Genomic DNA, 21,720 nt, shown 5'->3' on the forward strand with positions numbered 1-21,720 from the left:
TACGAACGGTCATCGTAGATTAGGACTGCTTAAAGAATAAGAAAGATAAGCTTGTTAAGCTGCGCTTTATTACCTTATCTTTTATGTGTTTAATATTCTCTTTTATCTGCCCAACACTGCTATAAATTGTGTTTATAATATTGATAAAACGTCAGCACCTTGGAAACATACTTTTGTGTCTCCGGATAAGGTGGAATCTGACGTTTATATCGTCTTACAGCCCCTTCCCCTGCGTTATAAGCCGCTAATGCTAAATCCTTACTACGAAATTCTTTTAGTAATGTTTTTAAATAAAGCGCCCCAGCAAAAATACTTTGCGTGGGATCGAATGGATCGTTAACACCAAATCGCTTTGCTGTTTCAGGCATTAGTTGCATTAACCCTTGAGCACCTGCTGATGATATTGCTTTTCGTTGATAAGCAGACTCCGCAGTGATCACTGCATGTAAAAATGCCGGCTCCAGTTGATGCTTGTTGGCTGCATTAACAATAATCGGATGATATTTTCTCTGTAGCGTTTTATTACGTGGAATGGCGATATTGGTATAACTCTTAGCTTTCCAGTTTTTAAAACTAGGTGGCGCTCTATTGCTATCACTGCGAAGTAATAACTTATAATTTTTGTTTTCCTTCCGCTCGGAGAAAAATTTGTTACCACTTTTGTCCGTATACATATAAATATCGGCGCTTGCAGTGGATACAAATACACTTGTAATTAAGCTCAATAAGCAGATAAATGAAGGTAATATCAGCTTTAACTTTATCTTCATTTGAGAGAGTAATCGTGACTTTAAGAGATTTCTCAACATATTACTGAGAAACCTCATTATCACTATTGATTGGGTCAGAAGCCATCTTGTTAATACTGAGCTCATTACTACTTACATCTGCTTTTTGTGAATGTGTTGTTAAAGCCGTTGAAACTGGGCTTGAAGCTGATTTTTGTACTACATCTGCATTTTTTAAACCTTTATCTTTGGGATATAAAAATCGAGCATATTGTAATGTTTGAAGTGCTTTTTCTGGTTGTTCGTTGTGTTTATAAGCGAGATATAAAATATGAAAGTAAAAAGGTTTTGGAGAGCGATAAACAGTTGTCTCTAATTCGTTAATAATTTGTTTTATTTCTGCTTCATTACCACTTTGTATGGCGCCATTTAAGCGAAAGTTATAAAGGTGGAAAGTGAAATTCGTATCAAAAACTAATGGGTTAACAATATGCATTAAGATTCTAATATCTGGATTTTGACTACGTTCAAATGCGGTTATTTTTGCAATAGTAAATAAATTGGTCACCATAAAAATAGCAGTGAAAAGCGGAATCAAGGTGCCAGTAACACGCAGGAAAAAAGTCGGGGTAAAGCGTTTTTGATGCGTTGTTTCGGATTCGTAATCGACATAAAAAACCAATACTATCAATACCAACCAGTGTAAGGCGGAATGATAGAGGGGGTATTCTGTTTGAGTATGTACTGCAATCGGCACGACTAAAGCCAATAATGCTAAAGCTTTGTTTAACTTAAATGAGCACAATAAAAGTATAAAAGTGAATACTAGCAGTAATATACCCAGTATAGGGGCAACACCACCTTCAATTGCCCAAAAAAGTAGATCATTGTGTGGATGTGTCAGTACTGCACTTTCAGGTTTTGATTGGCCATTCTTTACTTTTTCAGCAGTTGTCACTAAATATGATTTTTCAAAACTACCATATCCATAACCGAGTAAAGGTTTTTCTTTGATCATGTCCCAGCTATTACTGTAGTGAACTAGACGTTGGCCTCCTTCTGCAAGGCTACTTACATTACGAGCGCCTAATGCATCACCTTTCATTGAAGCAAAGCCTGTACCTAATATAATCGCCAGTAAAAATAAGCCTAAGCGCTTTTTGTTAGTTTGCCATGCCCACGGTGCAATCAATACAAGCGCAATTGCAGTACCTAAATAACCAGTGCGAGACATGGCAACGGTGATCACCCAAATATTCAGCATTGCAGTGAGTAATAAGAATATATGAAGCTTTTTATTGTCTATTCTCTGCAGTAAATAGCCACTTAAGATAAGCGTTGTCGCCATAAAGCTAGCTAACACATTCGGTTGTTGGAAAATGCCATAGGGGCGCCCATAACCTACGTTGTAACCAAAGTAGTTATCGGCGGATAATAAATAGTCCTGCATCAGGCTATAACAAGCTTGTATTAAACCTGCTAATACAACTAACAATAAGATCTTTTCAACTTGTTGCCGAGTGAAGTTAAATTGCTGCAGACTGAGAAACAGTAAAATGCCTGCAAATAGACCCAATAAACGCGTATAACTTTGATCTGCTAAGACATTGTTGGGGTAGAAAACAGGTACAAAGAATAATCCTAAGGCAATAAAAATAATGGCAGTATATTTAGAGTAAATTATTTTTTGTTGTGCACTTATTTTCCATAGTCCTAATCCGATTAACAGAGAGAAAAATATCCAAACGACATTATTAACCGCAAGTTCTAAGCCACTTCCCCCTTGATTATGTTGAAAGTAATGCGCTCCGAATCCCATTAAAAGTGTAAAGCTAATAAAAAACGTACGTGTTAATTTTTGTTGTAAATCCATTTATCTCTCATGTTTATTTAGGATTGTTTGTGATGCGATTATTTATTGAATCCAAATAATAAATAATCGCTATTGAGTTACTTCTTCTTGTCTAAAAGCGCTTTTAAGAATTGTCCCGTATAACTGCCTTTTACTTTTACTACCTCTTCCGGTGTGCCCGTTGCAATTATTTCGCCGCCGCCATTACCGCCTTCAGGGCCTAAATCGATGATCCAATCTGCCGTTTTAATAACATCCAAATTGTGTTCTATTATCACTAAAGTGTTACCTTTGTCGCGCAGAGTATGGATCACTTTTAGCAGTTGAGCAATGTCATGGAAGTGTAATCCTGTGGTTGGCTCATCTAGAATATACAGCGTTTTGCCGGTATCTCGCTTAGACAGCTCCCTAGCTAACTTAATACGTTGCGCTTCACCACCCGATAAAGTCGTCGCTGCTTGTCCTAATCGAATATAGGATAGACCAACATCCATTAATGTTTGTAATTTTCGTGCGATAACAGGCACCGGCTCAAAGAATTTAAATGCATCTTCAACAGTCATATCTAAGGTTTCATGAATATTTTTACCTTTGTATTTCACTGATAAGGTTTCACGGTTATAACGTTGTCCTTTACAGGCGTCACAAGGCACATAAACATCAGGTAAAAAGTGCATCTCTACTTTGATCATGCCATCGCCTTGACATGCTTCACAGCGTCCGCCTCTAACATTAAAACTGAAACGACCTGGTTTATAACCTCTAGATCGAGATTCAGGTGTGGCTGCAAATAGCTCTCTAATTGGTGTGAAAATACCAGTATAAGTCGCAGGATTTGAGCGTGGTGTTCTACCGATTGGACTCTGATTGATATCAACCACTTTATCTAGTTGTGATAAGCCACTAATACTCTTATGCTTAGCGGCTTGTATTGTGGTCGCTTTATTGAGCTTGGTTTGCGCTAATGGAAATAGAGTATCGTTAATCAATGTCGACTTACCAGATCCTGATACGCCCGTTACGCAGGTTAAAACACCAATAGGTAACGCTAAATCCACAGATTTTAAGTTATTTGCACTTGCAGCATTAAGTTTTACCCATTTACCAGTGAGTGGCGTTCGTTGCGCTGGGATCTCAATGGCTTTACGGCCACTCAAGTAATCGGCAGTTAGTGAGTTTTTAGCTTTTAATATTTTTTGATAATTACCCTGCGCAATTATTTCTCCCCCGTGGATACCAGCACCAGGGCCAATATCAATAATATGATCCGCTTGACGAATTGCATCCTCATCGTGCTCTACAACAATCACGGTATTACCTAAGTCACGTAAATGGGTGAGTGTTTTTAATAAGCGTTCGTTATCACGTTGATGTAACCCAATGGAAGGTTCATCTAATACGTACATCACTCCCATTAAACCCGCACCTATTTGACTCGCCAAACGGATACGTTGTGCTTCGCCGCCTGATAAGGTTTCTGCGCTTCGCTCTAGGCTGAGGTAATTAAGGCCGACATTTACCAAAAAGCTGAGACGTTCTAAAATCTCTTTTAATATTTTTTCTGCTATTTGCGCTTTCTGACCTTGCAGTTGGATGTTTCTGAAAAATTGCTCTGCATCTGAAATAGAAAGCTCGGAAATATAAGCAAGATTGACGTCATTGATAAATACATTTCGTGATGACTCTTTTAAGCGAGAGCCATGGCAACTTGAACAAGGTTGACGGTTCATGTATTTGCTTAAATACTCACGCATGGCAGAAGATTCTGTTTCTTTATAGCGACGCGAACGATTAGGAATAACACCTTCAAAGGAATGCAGGCGAGAGACTTTATCACCTCTGTCATTGCTATAAGTGAAGGAAATTTTATCTGCGCCAGAACCATTCAAAACGATTTGTTGTTGCTTTTTGGTAAGCGATTTAAAAGGAATTTTTACTGAAAAATCATAATGTGCTGCGACTGCTTGTATTATTTGATAATAGTAATTAGATTTACTGCTCCATCCTTCAATGGCACCATCTGCTAAGCTGAGTGAGCTGTCGGTCACCACTCGTGCTTCATCAAAATACTGCTCGACCCCTAAACCATCACAGGTTTCACAAGCGCCAGCAGGACTATTGAATGAAAAGATACGAGGTTCTAATTCTGCAATGCTATAACCACAATGCGGGCACGAAAAGTTTGCAGAAAAGAGTTGTTCTGGGTGGTTATTATCCATGTCAGCTAATATCACAGACCCATGACTTAAGTCTAATGTGGTTTCAACGGATTCAGCTAGTCGCTGTTTAAGGTCACCTCGTACTTTAAAGCGATCCACAACGACTTCTATATTATGTTTTTTATGCAATGCTAATTTTGGTGGATCGCTTAAATCACAAATATCGCCATCAATGCGAGCCCGTAAAAAGCCTTGAGCCGCTAAGCTTTCAAATATTTTTGCATGCTCGCCCTTACGATCTTTGACAATCGGAGCGAGAAGCATCATTTTACTTCCTTCTGGGTGCTCCAAAATAGCATCTACCATTTGGCTCACGGTTTGCGCATGTAATGTGACGCCGTGAGTTGGACAACGAGGGTCGCCAATACGCGCAAATAATAAACGTAAATAATCTGATATCTCGGTAATAGTGCCGACCGTGGAACGAGGATTATGAGAAGTTGATTTTTGCTCAATTGAAATCGCCGGTGATAAACCTTCTATATGTTCTACATCTGGTTTTTCCATTAATGATAAAAATTGGCGAGCATAAGCGGATAATGATTCAACATAGCGACGTTGACCTTCTGCATATAAAGTATCAAAAGCTAATGAGGATTTTCCTGAGCCTGAAAGACCGGTGATCACAACTAACTTATCGCGAGGAATGGAAAGGCTAATATTTTTTAAGTTATGCGTTTTTGCGCCGCGGATTTCAATGTTGTTCATTACTTCTCACTCGCTAATTATGTTGAATAATAGATATATTCTAGTGGGTTGAGGGTGTTATTTGTTAACCGATTTTCTTATTTAAATCATAATACACTGTGAATTATTACAGTGGTAGTCAAGATTGAGTCGGAGCAAACGCATATTTTTGAAAATATATTACTTGTTACTAAATTTTTACTTTAAAATCATCTTTTTATTTTGTATTTTGAAGTTTAAAGCAAACCGGATGGTTTTTTATGTTACGTATTTTTTTGATTATATACTCACTTTTTTTGAGTTCTGTTTCTTTAGCCCATAACTACCAACCACTGCAAGTTGCACAAGCTAATTATCTAGCTGAGAATTTCCCATTACATTTATATATTGATTACTCTAAATCAATGACCATTGATGATATCAGTGAGCTTAATCTAGATGGAAATAACAGCACTTCACGCATTAATATATCCGTTGAACGTGCCAATTATTGGTTTGTATTTCAAATGCACAACCAAAGCGAGCAAGCGATAGAGCGGATCGTTAAGTTTGATGAAACCTTTCTCTATCAAGCAGATATTTACTATCGGGTTAAAGATTCGAGCTCAACTAAAAAGAAACATAAGAATACGCGATGGTTTCATGATCAAAGTGGTTTAGCTATCCCTGTTGCGGAGCGTAATATTCATAATCGGCTACCGAGTTTTAGTGTGCCATTACAGCCTGGCGAAATAAAAACGATATATGCCAAGATCAATACCGAGATTAATTTGGTGACTGTCGGGCTTGAGGTAAAGTCTCCCTATCAATATGCGCAGGATGAGCAAATAGAGATTGCCGGATACTGGTTATTTTTTGGTATGTCCTTGGCTATGTTTATTTATAATTTGTTCTTATTGATATCATTAAGGGACAAATTATATTTTCATTATGTACTGTACTGCGTTACTTTTATTATTTTTGTCTTTATGTACAGTGGCTTTGATCTATACGTCATTGAATCTGCATCAGTGCATTATTTATATATAATTTCAATTTCCGTCTCGTTTGTTTTTCTATTGCAGTTTGTTCGAACATTATTACAGACCAGTAGTAATTTGCCAAAAATAGACTTTTGTTTACAGTTCTTGATGGCATTGTTTATCCTGCAAAGTGTGGTTAGTGGTATTAACACTCATTATTATTATTTAATTATCTATATCGCCATGCCAAGCACTTTATTTCTATTATTAGTAAATATCATTGCATACTTTAAGAAAGTACCACTCGCTAATTATGCTCTGTTTGGGTTGAGTTGGTATGCATTAGGTGTGTTTGCTGTTGCAGGCGTTAATGCTGGGGTTTTACCCTTTAATTTCTTTACTCGTTATGGCTTTATGCTTGGATCGTTGATTGAATTAGTTGTCTTCTCATTAGCCTTAGCTTATCGAGTACATGATTTACAAGTCAATAAAAGCACACTGTATTTGAATTTGTACAAAGCTAAATATCAATTAGAAAAAACGGTTAAATCACGTACCGCTGAACTAATTGCTGTTAATAAATCATTGCAACAATTATCGCAGGAGGATGGTCTTACTGGATTATTTAATCGTCGTTTCTTCGATCAAACTATTGCCAAAGAATGGATGCGTCTACAACGAGAAAAAGGCTCACTTTGTTTAATTCTTGCTGATATCGACTTTTTTAAGCAGTTTAACGATATTTATGGGCATCAACATGGCGACCACTGCTTGCGTATTACCAGTGCCTTGATCAAACAATCAACAACACGTAGTGCCGATTTAAGTGCGCGTTACGGAGGTGAAGAGTTTGTGATTTTATTACCCAATAGTAATGCAGAAGATGGCCGGAAAATTGCCAATAAAATAAAACAAGCGTTAAAAGAAAGTCACATTATTCATTCTCATAATCCAGGGGGAATTATCACCATGAGTTTTGGCATTAGCGCTGTAATACCAGATCAAAATAGCTCAGTAGAGCAACTTATTAAGCAGGCGGATGATGCCTTGTATCAGAGTAAAGAGAACGGTAGAAACTGTATTACTATTCATAACGAAAGCGTATAAATGGCTGATATTAAAGTCAAAGAAAAACTCACCTTGATCGATAAGGTTAGCATCATTAGTTATCGTGCTGGCATGATCTTTTTCACTATTAGCTTATTAATAATAGCGTTGCAGCAATTGTACTATCCAGTATGGTACAAACATGGCTTAGTGTGGATGGCTTTTTCGGTGTTCTTAATGGCGGCTAATCTACATATCTATGATAAAAATATTCGTTATATTCTAGTCACTAGTGCTTGGTTAGGTGTGTGGTTAGTTTCTTTAAGCTTTATTAGTAGCGGACAAGTCGCCACTCATTTAAGCCTAGGGGCGCTATTAATTTGTTGTGCAGGTGTGAGTTACAAAGAAAGCTTTTGTTTTTCATTAATGATAGTGAAAATAAATCCCTTATTATTGTGTGTTTTCTATTATGGGGTGGTTTTTTCAAAACCTATAATTGCAGCCACTTTTGCAATAGTGAGCGCATTGATCAGCGCTTACATGGCCTACAAAAAACTACGTATGCCGTTGCATTATGACCTTGGTGATCGCAGTAAATATCAACACTAAACACCAACATTAAACACTGCGGTCATTTATCCTAAAATATAGATTTTGGCTGTTACTTACTTTTAGTCTGCTTTTTAGAGTTTTGCAGAGAAGATAACAAAAAAGTCGCAAAAGCGACTTTTTATGAATAACTGTAAAACAATAAAGGATTTATTCAGTAAGTAATATAACAGCATTCTTACCGCCATCATTCATACCATTATCAACGTAGTTATCAGCACCATCAGGTAGCAGTATTGATTCTTCACCTGCTTCAGAAGTTACTTTGTAAATAAACTGTAAACCTTCACGTTCTTCAGTTGAAATATTCTCAGCAACCTTGAATTTACCATTTTTAAACTTTTTCAGTTCAATGGCTTGCCATTGATTATGCTCAGACAACAAATCGATACTTGCTGCCCCGTTTGCGATCTCTTTTGTTACTTCAAAGGTCACTTTAACGATTGGTTTATTTTTTAAAAATTGTTTTTTAATGCTCATACTTGTTGCTCCCTAAAGGTATTATCCTGTATTTAATTTACTTTAAACACTGTATAAATTCTAGTCATCTATTCGATGAAAGTTAATTTAGATTAAATTGATGGTTAATAATGTCCTGCGTAAACGCTTTCTTGAGGTAAAAACCACGAGGGCGGACTTTAATGAGTTGTCCTTGTGCACCATATGCATCGGTAACACATTGACCATTTGCTGCTTTTGGACGTAATTGTAATACTTGTCCATCCCGAGCACTAATCGTCTCTATCTGACCCAATGCTATTTTTTCCATTAACTCGTCCCAGTCCTGCTGCATTAATTGCTCTTGTAATGTTGAGGCTGTCCATAAAAAACCGTTACCAACAATACGTTCTGAAAGAGGGATTTTTCGTTCACCTTGTACAGGAAGCCATAATACTTTGCTTAACTTATTACGTATATTACTGTTATGCCAAGTTAAGTGTGTTGTGTGTAGAATGGGAGTACTACAAACAAAAGTTGTTTCTAAAACTTTACCCTGACTATCAATGGGGATTGTTTTTAATTCAATCCCTAAGTGTTTGAAATCTTGTTCTGGTTTGCTGCCTGCCGCCGCACCCAAGTGCCATTCAATAAGTTGTCCAACCCAACCTTTATTTTTACGCAAGTTTTCAGGCACAATAACATTCGCAATGTCAGCTAATTCCGATAATGAATAACCAGCAATAGCTTCGCAATAGGCTAATAGTTCAGCTTCTGATTGGGGTGTTGGCCTCATAGGTACTCTCTTAACCGCTTAAAAACATAGACCCATTTATTATACGTGTTTTTTTTATTTGGGGTTATTCATAGTTGTAAAATGAACTTACACAGAGTTATGCACAATTTTAGTGGATAACTGAATAGATCATAAGATCCTAAGATTTATTTTAAAAAAGAACTTAAAGTAGGCTAATAAATTGTTTTAGTGTTTATTTTTTAAACAAAAAATGGCACTCAAATAGATAATGACTATTTTTTAAACGTGTAAGATATTCACATTGGGTTGTGAATTAAAAACACTGGATCTAATGACAGGGTCAAAAGGTGGTAGTTTATCTTTAAAAGATAACTTATTGTTTTATATTGAAAATTTTGTTGGTAAAATAATTAAATAAAGATCTTGAAGTTTATGTTGTTTTCTAGATCTTTTATCAAATTTTAATTGTGCACATAGTTATGCACAGATTTAGTGGATATATTTCACAGTACACTTTCCGTAAACGTGATGCAGGTAGTATCGATTAATTTTTTTAGCGTTTATCGGTTTGATGGTAAAGGGTTTCTGTGAAAGAATGCATCCATAATTATAATTTCATCCATCCCGTGTTATCGCCTATTTACTTGTGTATAAATGAAGATGGATCTTAACCTTATTAAGGTTTTTAATGATTGATGCTGATGGTTATCGTTCCAATGTAGGTATCATCATTTGTAATAAAAATGGTCAAGTTTTATGGGCTAAGCGCTTCGGTCAACATTCATGGCAGTTTCCACAAGGTGGAATTAAAGAAGGTGAAACACCTGAACAAGCTATGTATCGAGAGTTATATGAAGAGGTCGGCTTAAAACCTGAGCATGTAAAAGTAGTCGTAAGTAGCCGTCAGTGGCTACGTTATAAGTTACCTAAACGTTTAGTACGCTGGGAGTCTCCCGCGCCTATATGCATTGGCCAAAAACAACGCTGGTTTTTATTACAATTGATAACAGAAGAAGAGCAAATTGGATTTGACACATGCGGCCATCCCGAATTTGATGATTGGCGATGGGTTACTTATTGGTACCCGGTTCGTCAAGTGGTTTCATTTAAACGCGATGTATACCGAAGAGCACTCGCTGAATTTTGTCATGCAGCATTTTCGTTAATGCACAAATCAGATAAAAAGAGAAATAAACGACCTCGCCGAGGTTCCTTCAAGTAATTGCTTCTTCCCTTATTAATAGGAGAGTTTTATGTTCAGCCAACTTCGTCAAATCGTAGAGCAATTCGGTGAGGCAAGTACACTTTCTGATGCTATGAACTTATTAGTAGAACAAACCAAAAGTACAATGATCTTGGATTGTTGTTCTATTTTTATTACTAATAAAGAAACTCAAAAGCTGACATTGATGGCAAGTGAAGGTCTAGATAGCCAAGTCGTTGGTGCAACGCATTTTAATTTTAATGAAGGTATTGTTGGTCTGGTTTATCAAAAAGGTGAACCGATTAATTTAGCAAATGTTTCAGAACATCCTCAGTTTAAATATCTACCATCAAGTAATGAAGAACAATTTAGTTCATTTCTCGGCGTCCCTATTATTCATAAACGTCAAGTTTTAGGTGTATTAGTTGCTCAGCAGCGATTACCACGATTGTTTAATGAGTTAGAAGAATCATTTTTAGTGACCTTAGCTGTCCACCTGGGCAGTGTATTAGGTGGGACTTTATTAGATTTACCCGATGAAAAAGCACCCAAAAATCGCTCGGTGCATTTACAAGGTAGCCCTGCGAGTTCCGGCATATCGATCAATAAAGCACATGTTTTACAAGCTCATTTATTACTGAGTGATGTTAGTATCGAGTTAAGTCAAGATCCTGATTTGGAGATGCAATCTTTTAGTAATGCGGTACAAGCTTGTGCAGATGAATTTTCTAAAGTTTCGATTACACTTAAAGAACAAGTGTCTAAAGATGCTTTTATGTTATTTGATGTATACGGCCATTTATTAAAAGATAAAGCATTACTAACGGCAGTTGAAGTGCAAATCAGGGAACAACATTTAACCGCTAAAAGTGCCGTTAAAACCGTAGCAGAAACTTATATTCAACAGTTTGAGAGCATGAGCGATCCGTACTTAAGAGAACGGGCTGTTGAGATTAGAGATGTTGGCCAGCGATTATTATACCATCTTTCAAATCGTGATGATGAAAAGCAAGACTTTACTGAAGAGATTATACTCGTTGCTGAAGAAGTCACTATTTCGATGCTAGCAATGATCCCACCTGATAAACTAAAAGGTATCGTCTCGGTACGAGGTGGTTTGAGTTCTCATGTCGCCATTTTATCCCGAGCATTAGGGATCCCTGCTGTATTGGGTGTGTCTTTAAGGGTTAAAAATCTAGCGCATAAAAATATTATTATTAATGGCTATGCCGGCACTATTATTATTGAGCCAGAGCCTTCTTTAATTGCAGAATATCAAATACTGCTTGATGAAGAAAATGAGATGAAAGCGCTGGTTGAACTCGTTGCAAATCAAGCGGCAATTACCCAAGATGGCTGTGAGATTGAAGTGCTTCTGAATACGGGACTCAACACCACACCGGACGTGTTTATAGAACAAAATTTTTCTGGTATTGGTTTATACCGTAGTGAGCTACCTTTTATGCTCAGTAACGCTTTCCCGACTGAACAAGAGCAAGTCAGCACTTATCAACTTTTATTTGAACAATACAAAAATCTACCGGTAACCATGCGTACTTTGGATATCGGTGGCGATAAGCAACTTAGTTATTTCCCAATCACTGAAGAAAATCCATTTTTAGGTTGGCGTGGTATTCGTTTAACACTGGATCACCCTGAGATATTTCTGATTCAAATCCGTGCTATGTTACGTGCCAGTATTAATACACAGAATTTGCGCATTATGTTACCGATGGTCGGGTCTGTAGGGGAAGTGGAAGAATCGAAGCGTTTAATTGAACAAGCATGGCAAGAGATTTGTTGGGAGCAACATTTAACCGCCGAACAATTTCCTCTACCTGATATTGGTGTAATGATTGAAGTGCCTTCGGCTATCTTTATTATTGATCAATTAGCTCCGCTGGTGGACTTTTTATCCATTGGGACCAATGATTTAACACAATATTTATTGGCTGTTGACCGAAATAACAGCCGTGTTGCAGACCTGTTTGATAGTTATCATCCTGCAGTACTACAAGCAATGCAGTTTATTTTAAAGCAGAGCCAAAAAAATAACATTGAAGTGAGTATTTGTGGTGAGCTTGCTGGGGATCCGATCGGTTTATTAATGTTGTTAGGTTTAGGGTATCGCAAACTAAGTATGAATGCTTTTAATATTAATAAGGTTAAATATTTACTTAATAAAGTGACCATTCCAGAGTTAGAAGCATGCACGCAAGTTGCTCTAAAAGGACATGATGGTGCATTTATTAAAAAAACCTTTATTGATTATTTAGATACCAAAGGTTTGGGTGGTTTTGTTCGAGCAGGTAAAAAGTAAACTTTAATATTGAAGGTTCACTAACACCTTAAGTCAGCAAAAAAGTATATAACAAAAACAAAAAACCGAGCATTGCTCGGTTTTTTTATTTGAAGCCAATTATTTTAAATTAACTTTTGATGCGATTAAAACTTAACTATTTGCAGCTAACTCTCTTGCTTCTTCGGCGCGACAAGCAGCTGTAGTGAAAATAACATCCGTTGAACTGTTTAATGCAGTTTCAGCTGAATCTTGTACCACACCAATGATGAAACCAATTGCAACCACTTGCATTGCGACTTCATTAGGAACACCAAATAAGCTACAAGCTAACGGTATTAATAATAAAGAACCACCGGCAACACCTGATGCACCACATGCAGAAATAGCCGCTACAACACTTAATAAAATAGCAGTTAGAATATCAAACTCAATACCTAGGGTATTTACTGCTGCAAGTGTCAATACTGTAATAGTGATCGCAGCACCCGCCATATTAATAGTTGCACCTAATGGGATAGATACAGAGTAGGTATCTTCATGCAGTTTTAATTTGTGACATAAAGCCATATTAACCGGAATATTAGCCGCAGAGCTACGTGTAAAGAATGCAGTCACACCTGATTCACGTAAACATTGAAAGACTAATGGGTAAGGATTCGTGCCTAATTTGATATACACAATAATGGGGTTTACAACTAACGCAATAAACAACATTGAACCGATTAATACGGCTAATAAATGTGAATAACCAATTAACGAATCAAAGCCTGTTTCTGCAAAAGTTGCTGCCACTAAACCAAAGATACCGATCGGAGCTAAGCGAATAACCAGCTGTACTATTCTTGAAACACCGTGTGCTAGGTCATGTAATATATCTTTAGTCGATTGGTTAGCATGTCGTAGTGCTAATCCTAAGCCTACAGCCCAAGCTAAAATACCAATGAAGTTACCTGTTAATAACGCATTAACAGGGTTATCTACTATTTTAAATAGCAGTGTATTTAATACTTCTAAAATACCTTCTGGCGGAGTGGCGTTAATATCAGTAGTAATCAGTACTAACTCTGTTGGAAAAGCGTAACTAAATAAAACTGCTGTAATTGCTGCTAATAGAGTGCCTACTAAATATAGGTGAATAACAGGCTTAAGATTAGTATGTGTACCTTTAGTCTGGTTGGCAATTGATGATGCAACCAAAATAAAAACAAGGATAGGAGCAACAGCTTTTAATGCACTAACAAAAAAGCCACCAAGAAAAGACACTGAAGTTGCGGTGCTTGGTGAAATAGATGCAAGGCAAACACCTGCGATAATGCCGACAACAATCTGTAAAACTAAGCTGCCATTCATCATACGTTGGATGAGAGTGGGGGTTGAACTCATAAATATTCCTATTTTTATTTTAAAAGCGATTAAGGCATAAATGCTTAATTTAGACATTCAGCGATAAGTAATACCAACCACACTTATTAAATTAATTGGTATAACGTTATTTTTATAATGATTGATTTAGGGTGATTGTAACAACTCATATATGTCAGGAATTATTACAGATCAGAATTTGGCAAAGAAAATAGCATAATTAACGGCGATATAGTGCTGTAATTACTAATTTTTAATTAATAAGGTGATAGAGGTAGTAATACGCTTAATTGCTGAAGTCCTTATGAAGAAATGTTGCAATAAATTTATCTGTCGATTGCTTTATTTTTATACAAGTGAAGAAAGAACACTTAAAATTTTTGCTGAATAGACCTTGAATTTAGATAACCGTTAAATAGCTATCTCATATCAGTGTTACAACTATGAGCACAATATATAAGTCAACAATAAGATCTAGGGCAATAAAAGGGTTTGAGTCAATATTATTGGTAGCAGTGGATTTAATGATAGCAAGTGGATTTAAAACTGCAGCGTTGGACATTGACTTTACCTTTCAAAATATCATAGACAAAAACGGCTTAATGTAGAGAGAGGATTACGTTATGATATCGTCATTAAAATCACTAACCAGAGTATAAAATGTCATCATCTCATTATGTATTACCCCATATCGACCCGATCGCTATTAGTCTTGGCCCCTTAGATATTCGTTGGTATGGCCTGATGTACCTAGTTGGATTTGCTTATGCCTTTTGGATGGCGAATAGAGTTTGTGATAACTCCAATGGTGTATGGACTCGTGAACAAGCAAGTGATCTTTTATTTGCTGGTTTCATGGGGGTTATTCTCGGCGGACGTATTGGCTATGTTTTCTTTTATCAATTGCCTAGCTTCTTAGATAACCCATTATACCTATTTAGGATTTGGGAAGGTGGCATGTCATTCCATGGTGGCGTAATCGGTGTGGTTACTGCGATCATTATTTATGCTAAACGTCATCAACGTTCAATTTTATCCGTTGGCGATTTTATAGTGCCATTACTACCAGTCGGCCTAGGAGCTGGTCGTATTGGTAACTTTATTAACTCTGAACTATGGGGAAGAGTAACCGATTCACCTTTTGGTGTCATTTTCCCAAATGCAGGGCCTTTAGCACGCCACCCCTCACAGCTTTATGAGTTTGCATTAGAAGGTGTATTACTTTTAATTATCTTATTATTATTTATTCGCAAACCAAAACCCGCAGGTTCTGTCGCTGGTTTATTCCTATTAGGTTACGGTATATTCCGCTTCATTATTGAATTTGCTCGCGAACCAGATGCACAGCTTGGTTTATTAACGTTAGGATTGAGTATGGGGCAAATTCTGTCTTTACCTATGATCGTGATTGGGTCTTGTTTGATGGTTTATGCTTACAAAACCAATCCAGTTGAAGTAGCGCAAAAGCAACCTAAAAAAAATAAAGGTAAGAAATAATGAAACAGTATTTAGCGTTATGCCAACGCATTATTGATCAAGGTACTTGGATTGAAAACGAGCGCACTGGGAAACGTTGCTTAACGGTGATCAATGCAGATTTAGAGTATGACGTTGGTAATAATCAATTACCCATGATCACCACTCGTAAGAGTTTTTATAAATCTGCTATTGCGGAGTTTTTGGGTTATATCCGTGGTTATGATAATGCTGCAGATTTCCGTGCTTTAGGCACAAAAACGTGGGATGCGAATGCTAATTTAAATGAGGCATGGTTAAATAATAAATACCGTAAAGGTGAAGATGATATGGGGAGAGTCTATGGCGTGCAAGGGCGCGCTTGGGCAAAACCCGATGGAACTACCTTAGATCAACTAAGAAAAATTGTTGATAACTTAAGAAACGGTATTGATGACCGTGCTGAGATACTTACTTTTTATAATCCCGGTGAATTTGATATGGGCTGTCTTCGTCCATGTATGCACACGCACACTTTTTCATTATTAGGCGATACGCTGCACCTGACTAGCTATCAGCGTTCGTGTGATGTGCCTTTAGGCCTTAATTTTAACCAAGTACAAGTCTTTGCTTTTTTGGCTTTAATGGCACAAATCACCGGTAAAAAAGCGGGTAAGGCCTATCATAAAATTGTTAATGCACACATTTATGAAGACCAATTAAGCTTGATGCAAGAGGTACAATTAAAAAGAGAGCCTTTTCCATCTCCACAATTAAAGATTAATCCGAATATTAAATCCCTTGAAGACTTAGAAACGTGGGTAACGATGGATGACTTTGAAGTGCTTAATTACCAATGCCATGAGGCGATTAAATATCCTTTCTCAGTATAAGCATTTCAAGACGTTAATCGTGTAATACACGAAACAATAAACTCAAGCTCACTTCATAGTGGGCTTTTTATTAGCTATTTTCTCTTAGCGACTGCCTTGGCAAAACTCATTTAATGAAATTAGGATTTATTTTTTACATTAACGATGGCATTTCTAACTACCTTTAGATTTATACCTGAGTATTAGTTCACAAATACTACAAAACATGAAAGTTATTTACCTACATAAATCACAGAAGACAAATAGCCTTAGTATTTGTGTATATGAAAGGCGCTCTATTTGTATTACTATTAAGTGACTTTATTAAAGGAAGATACCTTATGCATAATGCATTTGAAGAAATCGCTGGAGGGAAACGTAGCCTACATGTGCAAGTTGCACGTGAGATTGCGCGTAAAATCCTTTCAGGAGAAGTAGCTCAAAATGAAATAATTCCAGGTGAAATGATACTATGCGGACAGTTTAAGGTCAGCCGAACCTCACTGCGTGAAGCAATTAAGTTGCTGACATCAAAAGGGCTGTTGGAATCAAAACCTAAAGTTGGAACGCGTGTAACAAGTCGGGAAAACTGGAATTTTTTAGACTCTCAATTGTTAGATTGGTTGACAGGTATTGGTGATAATAATGCTGTTTATCGTGATTTCTTATCACTACGCAATGCATTAGAGCCTGAAGCTGCAGCATTGGCGGCTGAAAACGCAACCGCAGAGCAGCGTATTTTATTGTCTGCTACGTTTCAACAGATGGATTATATATCTAAAAACTTCGACCTTGAGCGTTGGACTGAAGCTGACATGGAATTTCATCGATTGATATTTTTGTCTACGGGAAACAGTTTTTATTTACCGCTTGCAAACGTTCTCTGCACCATGTTTAAAAGCTTTATTGCTCATTCTTCAATTAAAGGCAGCACCTGTATTGGAGAGCATCGAGCTATCTATTCTGCAATAATGGCAGGAGATGCAAACAAAGCGCGGCAAGCAAATGTAGAGCTGTTAAGTAAAAGTAAGCGCCGCTTACCAAGTACTGAATAATAACTTTTTTATTTTTATTTTTATTGTATTACAATATTTTATTAGGATTTTGACTTGTAAGATAAAAGTTAGTTTTTAGTCTTAGCGTACTTTAACGATTACTGAACAGTAATTAGAGGATCTAGTAGGATCTCTAGGCTCTTAGAATAAGTGTCTGTTTAGCTAGATGCCTAAATATTTATATACCCATCGGTCTAGATGTTTATACCTAAACTGTCAAAATTGCTATGCCTGAAAACATTTAGTTCAGTACGCTTGAAAGTAGTTAGTGCGCTGAAGACAGCTAGTATGCTTAATAAGAAGCAGACAATAATTTAATTAAATTTTAAAGCCGCTCTCTTTCGCTGTTTCTTGTAAGCTTGCCATCTGTTTATATAACATTACTTTATATAAACTTACTCAATTACATAGATTGTATCTTATACAAGTCACTTGAAAATAACCTCGGGAAATTCACTGCTCTAGAGATGGTTTTTGGGTTTAATCTATTGATGCCATTTAAAGGACTATTTATGCCTCAAACTTTAATCCCCAATGTTCATGACTTCATCGCAACCATTGACCCCTTTGATAAATTGCCAAAAGATTTACAGCGTAAAATAGCTTGTTGTATAAAAATAACTTATTTGGCGAAAGGTGAGCAAATTCAATTTGGTGGCGATCAGGAGCTGCGTTATCTATATGTGATCCGTACTGGCTCCATGGAACAGCGTAAGCATAATGGTATGTTGCGAGCCAAATTAGGGCCTGAAGATCTGTTTGGTTTTACTTTTTTAGATAAACATAAAGAGTCTCAACAAGATTACAATGCCATTGCCATTGAAAATACCCTGCTTTATTTGGTGCCGCATTCAGACTTGTTACGCTTACTAGAAGAGTATCCTGATTTTGCAGAACACTTTGCTGGTAACGTTCAAGTACGCTTGCATTCTGCACTCGATGTTGTCTGGTCAGATAGTGAGAAGGGCATTTTTGTTAAAAAAGTCTCTGAAGTCGCCAGTGATAAAATTGTAGTCGCAGACTCCAGTACACCAATCAGAAAAGTCGCTGAAGAGATCATGGCAGTGTGCTCACCAACGGCGGTGATCACCGAAAACGGTGAAATTGTTGGTTTGATAACTGACCGTGATATGACTAAACGGGTAATTGTCGCTGGATTAGATTATAACCGCCCAGTCAAAGAGATCATGACTCCGAATCCCCTAACTATTGGACCAAATGACTTAGTACTTAAGGCATCATCAATCATGATGCAAAATAATGTACGTAGTTTACCCGTGGTTGAGGGGAATAAAGTACTTGGTGTACTGACAACAACACATTTAGTTCGAAATAATAGAATACAGGCAGTATTCTTAATTGAAAAAATTAAATACGCCAATAGTGTCGCAGACCTGACAAAACTGACACCCGAGCGACAAGCTATTTTTGAAGCATTAGTGGAAGGTAAAGTTAGTGGCGATATTATTGGTCATGTTATGACCATGATCATGGATGCTTATAATCGCCGCTTATTACAAATAGCAGAAGGCCATTTTGGCAAACCCCCCTGTGAATTTGCTTGGATTGTGGCAGGTTCCCATGCGCGTAATGAAGTGCATATGTTGTCAGATCAAGATAATGCAATTATTTTGGCTGATGATGCAACGGCGGCAGATCGTATTTATTTTCAAGGAGTTGCAATGTGGGTATGTAATGCGTTAGATGCCTGTGCTTATCCTTTGTGTAGTGGTAAATTTATGGCCGTTAATCCTAAATGGTGTGTGCCATTAAAAGTGTGGAAAGCCTCTTATAGTAAGTGGGTAGCTAATCCAGAGTACGAGAGTCTTTTGAATGTCACTGTTTTTTTAGAAACACGTTGGTTATATGGCAATGAAAGCTTCAACAAAGAACTTCAAGCACATCTATTTTCCAGTATTAAGGCTTCAAATGTTTTTCTATCTTCAATGGTGAGAGACTCAGTATCAGTGAGTCCACCACTAGGTATTTTTAACTCATTAGTATTAGAGAAAAGCGGTGAAAATTCTAAAACCTTAAATATCAAAAAGTTTGCGATTAATTTGTTGGTTGATTTAGCGCGTATTTACGGATTGTCATCTGGCTCAGAAAAAGCAGAAACAATGGCTCGTTTTGAACATGCTCATGAACATAATTTATTAAGCGAAGATATGCTTAAAAATGTACAAGGTTCATTTCAATTCCTGACACAAGTACGTTTGTCACATCAGTTAAGTGCCTTACAGGAAGGTAAAGTACCTGATAATAATATTGTTCCTGAAACTTTTGGTAGTTTTGAAAGAAAGCACTTAAAAGATGCCTTTAGGATCATTGCAGACTTGCAAGATTACACCAAGCTAAAGTTTAATGGTTAGTAAAAAGACTTATGTTAGGGTTATTGATTAATAAAAGGAAACTATGCGTCTGATTTTAAAACATTTTCATCCACTCAATAAATTAAAGCGAGAGCGTGAACGTTATCTCAATAAACACCAAGTGCCTGATAATATAAAAGCGCTATTATCCGCACCTTTACCTGATTTAGACGAAGATATTTTTTCGCTTGATTACCTCTCTGTGGATTTTGAAACCTCGGGTTTTGACCCTAAATATGACTCTTTATTGAGTGTTGGTTACTTACCATTAATTAATCAACAATTGTTACTATCTGAAGCTGTAGAAACCTTAATTAACAGTGCAGAAAATATTAAAGCTGAAACCGCAGTGATTAACCATATTGTCCCTGAAATGCTTGAACAAGGTAAACCTTGGGCTGAGGTGCTTGATACATTATTAGATGAACTGGTAGGAAAAGTGCTTATCGTGCATGGTAGTGTCGTGGAAAAGCGTTTTCTAAACTACTACATTGCGCAACAATATCAATTACCGCCTTTACCTTTGTTATGGGTTGATACCTTACAGATGGAGAAATCCTTACATGCTTATAAAGATAGCTCTGGTGCTGATGACTTTAGATTAGGGTCTATTCGTGCTCGACACAATTTACCCGAATATTCAGCACATGGTGCACTGGTAGATTCTTTAGCCACAGGGGAGTTGTACTTAGCATTATTAAAAAAATGTTTTGAAGGTGCAGATTCGAGGGTACGTCATATGAAATTTGATTACAGCAGAGTATTTTAACTTTTTCATACACTTAATGAAATGAGGTGTGATACTTGCTCACTTAACAATATGCTCGAAACACTTAACTACATGCTCGAAACACTTAACAACATGTTGAAACAACTGAGTACACATTAATAAGTTGATATTTATAATTTGCAAAAAAGGCGACTCACTTTACGTAAGCCGCCTTTTAAGGACCCAAATCATTTTATTGCTTTAGAACTTATATTTAATACCAGCGCGATACTTAGCTTGTCTTTTACTTGAACTTGAACCTTCATCTATACTCCAAATTTCTGCAAATGGACGCCAGTTGCCGAATTGGTAGCCGACAACAATACCTGCATCGTATTCCCAATCTTTATTATCAAATTGTTTAACTTTATCCCATGACTTAATGTAGTTAGCTTCGTAACTTAACTTTAAGTTAGGTAAAGATTCAAATTTATAAGAACCCGTTAATGTCACTTTAGACTTAGTTGGATCGTTTACCTTTAAACCTGTTTCAACGTTGGTATCACCATCCGTAGGATCTGAATAGTTTGCAAATTCATGGCGGTAACGTAATGCAGTGGTTAAACCAAAATCAGATTTATAAACAACACGAATTTGTGGTTTAAATGTTGTTTTACGATCTGTTAAAGCAATGGGCATACCTGGTTTAATTTGCCACTTACCCATTTTGTAAGTTAAACCTAAGTCTAACTCTGTTTCCGTCAATTCTGTATTGCTCAGCGTTTTAGTTCTGTCAAAGCTGGCAAACTTCATCTCAATACCAACGTTTGCTTTTAGGTTATCAACACTCTCAATATTGAAGCCAGTGCCTAATTTTACGCGACTTGCTTCTTTATTATCATGCGAACGCCATTCATGACGGAAATCGATTTGTGCAGCAGAAGCTGCACCTGATAATAAGGTTGTTGCAACAGCAAATATTAATTTATTTTGTAATTTCATTGTTATCATCCATGTTGATGTTGATATGTTAAATTTATGTTTTAGTTTTATTGCTAATAAGTCGATTGTTGTTACATTCAATTAAAAC

16 protein-coding genes are annotated in these 21,720 nt (G+C 36.8%); 9 read left to right on the plus strand and 7 right to left on the minus strand.

Translation table 11 applies throughout. The features are described 5' to 3' along the window. Positions 1-119: 119 nt before the first annotated feature. The 3 genes from MT390_RS11025 to uvrA all read right to left on the minus strand — a co-directional run bounded on the left by MT390_RS11025 (position 120) and on the right by uvrA (position 5,507). A complete protein-coding gene (locus tag MT390_RS11025; protein WP_499441130.1) occupies positions 120-809 on the minus strand; it encodes a lytic transglycosylase domain-containing protein in 690 nt (229 codons plus the stop codon). Position 810: 1 nt separating this feature from the next. Then, on the minus strand, positions 811-2,601 hold the full coding sequence (locus tag MT390_RS11030; RefSeq protein ID WP_499441132.1) for a PglL family O-oligosaccharyltransferase: 1,791 nt from the start codon (positions 2,599-2,601) through the stop codon (positions 811-813). Positions 2,602-2,678: 77 nt separating this feature from the next. Further along, positions 2,679-5,507 (minus strand): excinuclease ABC subunit UvrA, encoded by a 2,829-nt coding sequence (gene uvrA, locus MT390_RS11035; RefSeq protein ID WP_299664315.1) that lies wholly within the window; start codon positions 5,505-5,507, stop codon positions 2,679-2,681. Positions 5,508-5,746: 239 nt separating this feature from the next. Between uvrA and MT390_RS11040 the strand changes: the two genes are divergently transcribed. After that, positions 5,747-7,555 carry a sensor domain-containing diguanylate cyclase gene (locus MT390_RS11040; protein WP_499441134.1) on the plus strand — a complete coding sequence of 603 codons (1,809 nt, stop codon included), beginning with the start codon at positions 5,747-5,749 and terminating at the stop codon, positions 7,553-7,555. Next, positions 7,556-8,104, plus strand: a complete 549-nt coding sequence (locus MT390_RS11045; RefSeq protein WP_499441136.1) for a DUF2301 domain-containing membrane protein — start codon at positions 7,556-7,558, stop codon at positions 8,102-8,104. 150 nt (positions 8,105-8,254) lie between these two features. On the opposite strand, the gene MT390_RS11050 is transcribed toward MT390_RS11045, so the two are convergent. Continuing rightward, on the minus strand, positions 8,255-8,584 hold the full coding sequence (locus MT390_RS11050; RefSeq protein WP_499441138.1) for an early set domain-containing protein: 330 nt from the start codon (positions 8,582-8,584) through the stop codon (positions 8,255-8,257). Positions 8,585-8,666: 82 nt separating this feature from the next. Further along, positions 8,667-9,338, minus strand: coding sequence for a DNA mismatch repair endonuclease MutH (gene mutH / locus MT390_RS11055; RefSeq protein ID WP_166371703.1), 672 nt, complete (start codon positions 9,336-9,338; stop codon positions 8,667-8,669). A 649-nt stretch (positions 9,339-9,987) separates the two neighbouring features. Between mutH and rppH the strand changes: the two genes are divergently transcribed. Together rppH and ptsP are read left to right on the plus strand one after the other, a co-directional pair. Next, positions 9,988-10,521, plus strand: a complete 534-nt coding sequence (gene rppH / locus MT390_RS11060; protein WP_028868637.1) for an RNA pyrophosphohydrolase — start codon at positions 9,988-9,990, stop codon at positions 10,519-10,521. 31 nt (positions 10,522-10,552) lie between these two features. Then, a complete protein-coding gene (ptsP, locus tag MT390_RS11065; protein ID WP_499441141.1) occupies positions 10,553-12,823 on the plus strand; it encodes a phosphoenolpyruvate--protein phosphotransferase in 2,271 nt (756 codons plus the stop codon). Positions 12,824-12,955: 132 nt separating this feature from the next. Here ptsP and sstT read toward each other — a convergent pair whose 3' ends face one another. Then, positions 12,956-14,188, minus strand: a complete 1,233-nt coding sequence (gene sstT, locus MT390_RS11070; protein WP_499441143.1) for a serine/threonine transporter SstT — start codon at positions 14,186-14,188, stop codon at positions 12,956-12,958. Positions 14,189-14,827: 639 nt separating this feature from the next. Between sstT and lgt the strand changes: the two genes are divergently transcribed. The 5 genes from lgt (at position 14,828) to MT390_RS11095 (ending at position 20,690) form a co-directional block, all read left to right on the plus strand. Next, positions 14,828-15,664, plus strand: a complete 837-nt coding sequence (gene lgt / locus MT390_RS11075; protein ID WP_499441145.1) for a prolipoprotein diacylglyceryl transferase — start codon at positions 14,828-14,830, stop codon at positions 15,662-15,664. Further along, positions 15,664-16,515, plus strand: a complete 852-nt coding sequence (locus MT390_RS11080) for a thymidylate synthase (protein WP_499441147.1) — start codon at positions 15,664-15,666, stop codon at positions 16,513-16,515. Before lgt ends, MT390_RS11080 begins: the two co-directional genes overlap by 1 nt. A 320-nt stretch (positions 16,516-16,835) precedes the next feature. Continuing rightward, a complete protein-coding gene (locus tag MT390_RS11085) occupies positions 16,836-17,549 on the plus strand; it encodes a FadR/GntR family transcriptional regulator (RefSeq protein ID WP_166371708.1) in 714 nt (237 codons plus the stop codon). A 512-nt stretch (positions 17,550-18,061) separates the two neighbouring features. Further along, positions 18,062-19,921 carry a putative nucleotidyltransferase substrate binding domain-containing protein gene (locus MT390_RS11090; RefSeq protein ID WP_166371709.1) on the plus strand — a complete coding sequence of 620 codons (1,860 nt, stop codon included), beginning with the start codon at positions 18,062-18,064 and terminating at the stop codon, positions 19,919-19,921. A 43-nt stretch (positions 19,922-19,964) separates the two neighbouring features. After that, positions 19,965-20,690 (plus strand): 3'-5' exonuclease, encoded by a 726-nt coding sequence (locus MT390_RS11095; protein WP_166371710.1) that lies wholly within the window; start codon positions 19,965-19,967, stop codon positions 20,688-20,690. Between the two features lie 201 nt (positions 20,691-20,891). On the opposite strand, the gene MT390_RS11100 is transcribed toward MT390_RS11095, so the two are convergent. Beyond that, complete coding sequence (locus MT390_RS11100; RefSeq protein ID WP_166371711.1) at positions 20,892-21,632, minus strand: oligogalacturonate-specific porin KdgM family protein; 741 nt, start codon at positions 21,630-21,632, stop codon at positions 20,892-20,894. Between the last annotated feature and the right edge of the window lie 88 nt (positions 21,633-21,720).

The organism is Vibrio sp. 2-Bac 85, from assembly GCF_037546705.1.
GTDB lineage: Bacteria > Pseudomonadota > Gammaproteobacteria > Enterobacterales > Psychromonadaceae > Psychromonas.